Raw genomic sequence first — 5,202 nt, 5'->3', positions numbered from 1 at the left:
GCAACTCGCGCAAATGTGTGAACTCATTCTCGCAAACGAACTTGAGATCGCAAGCAACAGCGCTGAGTTTCGAGCCCAGCATGGCGCCGAGCTGTCCAGGCTCTTCGAGCGCATGTCCGGGCTGGTCAGCGAAGTCGGCTTTCAGGCGTATCGCCGCATGCTCGGCTGAGAAGGCCTACGTCTTCACAGGCCGCACAGTTCCAGTACGGCTCGAAGGCGCCGTCGGATACCGCGTCAGGCGTCCACCGGCTCGATGCGAGCCCCGTCCGGATAGTGCGACCAGTTGTCGATATCGAACAAGCGCCAGGCTGGAATCGCCCACGACAAGCCCTTGCCGTCGCCGGGCGCATCGATTTTGAGGATCGGATTGGCGCAAGCGCTCAACGCAGCGGCAACGACGGTCAAAATACAGGCGGTTTGACGCATGACAAAGTCCCTCATTCGTAGTTCGAGCCGACTCAGGTCGTTGGCGTATAGCCGCGTTTCGGGTCCTCGGTGGCCGCCGTCGCGGTGGGGGCCTTCGCGCCGTCGCCTTGATCTTCCGGAATCTTCAGTCCGATATAAGTGCCCGCGCTGATGCCGAGCAAGGCCAGCAGTGACGCATCGAATTCCGGCATCGTCAGCCGGGTCGCGACTCTGACCAAGAACATGATGCCGAGCGCGACCGTCATCACCAGCATCTGGAAGCGCTGGATCGTGATGCCGTTCACATCGCTGAGAAGATCGTGAAAGAACACGCCGCTCTTGCCCGGCGCCATGGCGCGGCCTGACGACATGCCGAGCGACGCGATCGTGGTCGCGCTTGAAATACCCAGCAGCGACAGCGCCTGGCCGCTCAGCGACGGCATCTCGCCGGTGACGAGCCACAGGAAAACGAAGGCCGCGAAGATGATGGCAAACCACCACGCCATCTGCGTCTTCGCCAGACTGAAGGTCCGGCTTTCGAGTGGCCCCTCTTGCTCCCCGGCGTCGCGCAGCAAGGCCGAGCGACGCGCCAGATAGATGAGCAGCCCCCAGACGAGCACGACCACGGCGAGCGCCAAGGGCGACCACCACTCGAAGATATAGAAGCTGAATTGGCTGCCCGGTTTCACCAGGTGCTGTTCGGGCTGGTCGCCGTCATGAGACAGGCGAATGTCGTAGTCGAGCGTGCGTTTCGTGCCGACGGTATCGAGTGGTTGCCCCAGGATGACGGACCAGACGGCTTGATCCGCTTCGGCCGAGATTTTCGTCGCGCCTTCGTGACGCAGCCAGAACAATGCGCTCGGCTTCGGCCCGTCCAGGCAGCCGACGGCGCGCAAGCCCGTATTCATGCCATTGACGAACAGCATGAGTTTGGATACGTCGCCAATCTTGTCGCATGAAGGCTCCGCCTGTCGGGCAAAGGGGTGAATCTGGTTGATGCGGGTATCGGCTGGCGGCAATTGGTTCGCGCTATTCCTGGAGATGAACAGGAGCACCGCGACGACCGCGACATAGACGAGCGTGGACAACAAGGCCCGGTGGCTGTGAGACATGTTTTTCATACCGAAACTCCTGGAGGTGTTGAGGGGGTCATGAAAAGATCGCGCTCCGCCTGGCGCCGACGCACCAGCCCCGCCATCTTCACGCCGTCGGCAAGCACCCATCGGCTGAACTGATCGGCGGCGGCAACACGGTCGCCTTCGTTGAGCTCGCGCAGCAAGGTCGAGCTCTTCAGGTTGTTGACACCGAGGTTGAACGCGAAGCTGACCAAGGCGGCAAACTCGTTGTCGCTCAGCGGCACCCGCACGGATGGCAGCAGATCCCGGCCAACGTCGATCAAGTCGGCCTCCAAAAGACGCTCCGCTTGCGGTTTGGTGATGCCGCCCGCGTACAGCGCGTACGCCGCCGCCCGATCGCCGGGGCCACGCAAGTAGCGGCCGTTCTGTCGAATGGCGTGACCCCATCCGATGGTCCATATTTGAATCGGATCGAGATAAGGATCGATATTGACCGTCGTGGGGTCGCCGTCCGGGATTCCCTCGAACGATTTCACCAGATCGACGCCCGCCTGACTGACCTCGCGCTGTGCCATGCCCTGCCTCCTCTGCCGTACCACCCGGCCATTGACGCTTGGATTGTGCCGCGTTTACGCCCGTGACGCATCCCCCATTTTGATGACGAGGCGCCGCTCAAAGCTTCGCTGGCTACGCCTTCAAGAACTCGGCCTTGCCGCCGAGCCAGCGCTGCACGTGTTTCTCGGCCAGCGCCGGATGTTGGTCAAGCATCAGCGGCGCCAGGCGGCGGGCCCAGGCCAGCAGCGCGGTGTCCGTCGCCAGATCGGCAAAACGCAGGAGCGCCGCGCCCGACTGGCGCGCGCCCAGAAACTCGCCGGGGCCGCGAATCTCCAGGTCGCGCCGGGCAATCTCAAAACCATCGTTGGTCTCGGCCATGGCTTTGAGGCGGGCACGGGCGGTTTCACCGAGCCGCGGGGCGTCGCCGGTGGCATACAGCAGCACGCAGGCCGACGCCGCCGCACCGCGCCCGACCCGGCCGCGCAACTGGTGCAGTTGCGACAGGCCAAAACGTTCGGCATGCTCGATCACCATCAGCGAGGCATTGGGCACATCGACCCCGACTTCAATCACCGTGGTGCTGACCAGCACGCCCATCTGGCCGCTGGTGAACTGCGCCATCACCGCCCGCTTCTCGGCCACCGGCATGCGCGAGTGCAGCAGCCCGACCCGCACACCCGGCAGCGCCGCGCTCAGGTGCGCGTGGGTCTCGGTGGCGTTGCGCAAATCCAGCGCTTCGCTCTCCTCGATCAGCGGGCAGACCCAGTAGATCTGCCGGCCCTCGTCCAGCTGGGCGCGGATGCGGGCGATGACCTCGTCGCGCCGAGCATCGTTCACGACCTTGGTGATGACGGGCGTGCGCCCCGGCGGCAATTCGTCAATGGTGGAGACATCCAGATCGGCGTAATAGCTCATGGCCAGCGTGCGCGGAATCGGGGTGGCCGTCATCATCAAGAGATGCGGCTCCTGGCCGTTGTCGTTCAGCTTGCTGCGCAGCGCCAGGCGCTGCGCCACGCCAAAGCGGTGCTGCTCATCGATGATGGCCAGCGCCAGGTTCTTGAACACCACTTTGTCTTGAATCACGGCGTGGGTGCCGATCACCAGCCCGGCCTCGCCGCTGGCAATCAGGGCCAGCATCTCGCGCCGCTCCTTGGCTTTCTGCTTGCCGGTGAGCCACGCTGTTTTCACACCGAGCGGCTCCAGCCAGCTCACCAACTTGGCGAAGTGCTGCGTCGCCAGAATTTCGGTCGGAGCCATCAGGGCGCACTGCCAGTCGGCGTCGATGCAAATAGCGGCGGCCAGCGCCGCCACCACGGTTTTGCCGGAGCCGACATCGCCTTGCAGCAACCGGTGCATCGGTAGCGGACGGGCCAGGTCGCGCGCGATTTCCGCGCTCACGCGGCGCTGCGCGGCGGTGAGCTGGAAGGGCAGCGCCGCGAGCAGTTGCTCGTGCAGGGGCCACGCTGGCTGTTGCGGCCCTTCGACAGGCTCAGGGCGAACGGGTGTCAGCACCGGGGCCCGCAGCCGGGCGCGGGCGCGCTTGGCCTGCAGTTGCGACAACTGCTGCGCCAGCAACTCCTCGAACTTGAGCCGCTGCCAGGCCGGGTGACTGTGGTCCACCAGCGTGGCCAGCGCCACGTCGGGCGTCGGGTGATGCAAAAATGATAGCGCCTCACGTAGATTCCACGAGGGCTGCAGGCCAATTTCATATAAATTCTCAGGGGACACGGTGTCCGCCAGCTCGGCGCGCGCCAGACCGCCCTGGACTGCCCGGCGTAGATAAGCCTGCGGCAAGCCCGCCACCGTCGGGTAGACCGGCGTCAGCGCCGAGGGCAGGTCGCCACCGGCCGCCTGGAACGCGGGGTGCATCATCGTCAGCCCGGCAAAACCACCCTTGATTTCGCCGCGCGCGCGGATGCGGTTGCCGACCGCCAAGGCTTTTTGCTGCGTCGGGTAGAAACTGAAAAAACGCAACATGCAGGTGTCCGAGCCGTCGTCCAGCGTCACCAGCAGCTGGCGGTGACCCGCAATCTTCACCTCGCAGGACGTGACCAAGCCCTCGATCTGCGCCGTGTCGCCTTCCCGCGCGTCGCTCAGTTTGACGATGCGGGTTTCGTCCTCGTAGCGCAAGGGCAGGTGCAGCGCCAGGTCGATGTCGCGCACCAGGCCGAGCTTGTGCAAAGCCTTTTGCGGACCGGACAGGGCTTTGGCTGGCGGTTTGGCAGGCGGGAGACGTCATGCACCGATTCTGCCCGTTCGTTCAGGCTCGGCTTGTTGCGGGCAGATACCGGGGCCATGCCACGGGCAAACGGCCTTGTTGGCTCGTCGGCGATACAATGAGAACGGCGTGGCAGGGTGTCCTGCTGGCCCGGCAAATCGCAATATTGGCGTGTCGCGCGCACCGGGTGGACGCCTCTTTCCTGACATAGCCCGCGTCGTCCAGAACCCCCAAAGCCCCAACTCGTGACTTACAGCATCAAAGAAATTTTTTACACCCTGCAGGGCGAAGGCGCGCACGCCGGGCGGCCCGCGGTGTTTTGCCGCTTTAGCGGCTGCAACCTGTGGTCGGGCCGCGAGGCGGATCGCGCCAGCGCCGTGTGCCAATTCTGCGATACCGATTTTGTCGGCACCGATGGCGAGCGGGGCGGAAAATTTGCAGACAGCGAGGCCCTGGCGCGCACCATCGACAGCCTGTGGCCGCAGGAGGATACGGCCCACAAATACGTGGTCTTCACCGGCGGCGAGCCGCTGCTGCAGCTCGATGCCGCGCTCATCGCCAGCATGCACGCCCATGGCTTCACCATCGCCATCGAGACCAACGGCACCCTGGCCGTGCCACCGGGGGTCGACTGGGTCTGCGTCAGCCCGAAAATGGGTTCCTTCCTGCAGGTCGAACGCGGCGACGAGATCAAGGTCGTGATCCCGCAAGTCGGCCAGAATTTGGCCGACTATGCGGCGCTCGATTTTGCGCATTTCTTTGTGCAGCCGATGGACGGCCCGAACCTGGCCGCCAACACCCGGCTGGCGATCGACACCTGCCTGCGCCATCCACAATGGAAGCTCAGCCTGCAGACCCACAAACTGTTGCAGATTCCCTGATTGAAACCGAAGACGAAACCCACACCATGTTGACGATTACCCGCAAGCTGGAATTCGATGCCGGCCA

The 5,202-nt window shown here is 64.2% G+C and carries 5 protein-coding genes; 1 reads left to right on the top strand and 4 read right to left on the bottom strand.

Translation table 11 applies throughout. From position 1 onward, the window contains the following. Positions 1-234: 234 nt before the first annotated feature. The 4 genes from B3V69_RS08235 to recG form a co-directional block, all read right to left on the bottom strand. The gene (locus B3V69_RS08235) at positions 235-426 is read right to left on the bottom strand and encodes a hypothetical protein (protein WP_296445499.1); all 192 of its coding nucleotides are present in this window, start codon (positions 424-426) and stop codon (positions 235-237) included. 32 nt (positions 427-458) lie between these two features. After that, the gene (locus B3V69_RS08230) at positions 459-1,526 is read right to left on the bottom strand and encodes a hypothetical protein (RefSeq protein WP_296445497.1); all 1,068 of its coding nucleotides are present in this window, start codon (positions 1,524-1,526) and stop codon (positions 459-461) included. Then, positions 1,523-2,056: a lysozyme gene (locus B3V69_RS08225; protein ID WP_296445495.1), complete on the bottom strand. Its 534-nt coding sequence runs from the start codon at positions 2,054-2,056 to the stop codon at positions 1,523-1,525. The genes B3V69_RS08230 and B3V69_RS08225 overlap by 4 nt, the downstream gene beginning before the upstream one ends. 112 nt (positions 2,057-2,168) lie before the next feature. Next, positions 2,169-4,217: an ATP-dependent DNA helicase RecG gene (recG, locus tag B3V69_RS08220; protein WP_414707492.1), complete on the bottom strand. Its 2,049-nt coding sequence runs from the start codon at positions 4,215-4,217 to the stop codon at positions 2,169-2,171. A gap of 282 nt (positions 4,218-4,499) precedes the next feature. On the opposite strand from recG, the gene queE reads away from it, so the two are divergent. Continuing rightward, complete coding sequence (gene queE, locus B3V69_RS08215) at positions 4,500-5,135, top strand: 7-carboxy-7-deazaguanine synthase (RefSeq protein ID WP_296445493.1); 636 nt, start codon at positions 4,500-4,502, stop codon at positions 5,133-5,135. Positions 5,136-5,202 lie beyond the last annotated feature (67 nt).

The organism is Rhodoferax sp. UBA5149 (assembly GCF_002413825.1).
Taxonomy (GTDB): domain Bacteria; phylum Pseudomonadota; class Gammaproteobacteria; order Burkholderiales; family Burkholderiaceae_C; genus Rhodoferax.
Note: the sequence above shows the minus strand (reverse complement) of the source record. Positions and strands in the feature narration are given on the sequence as shown.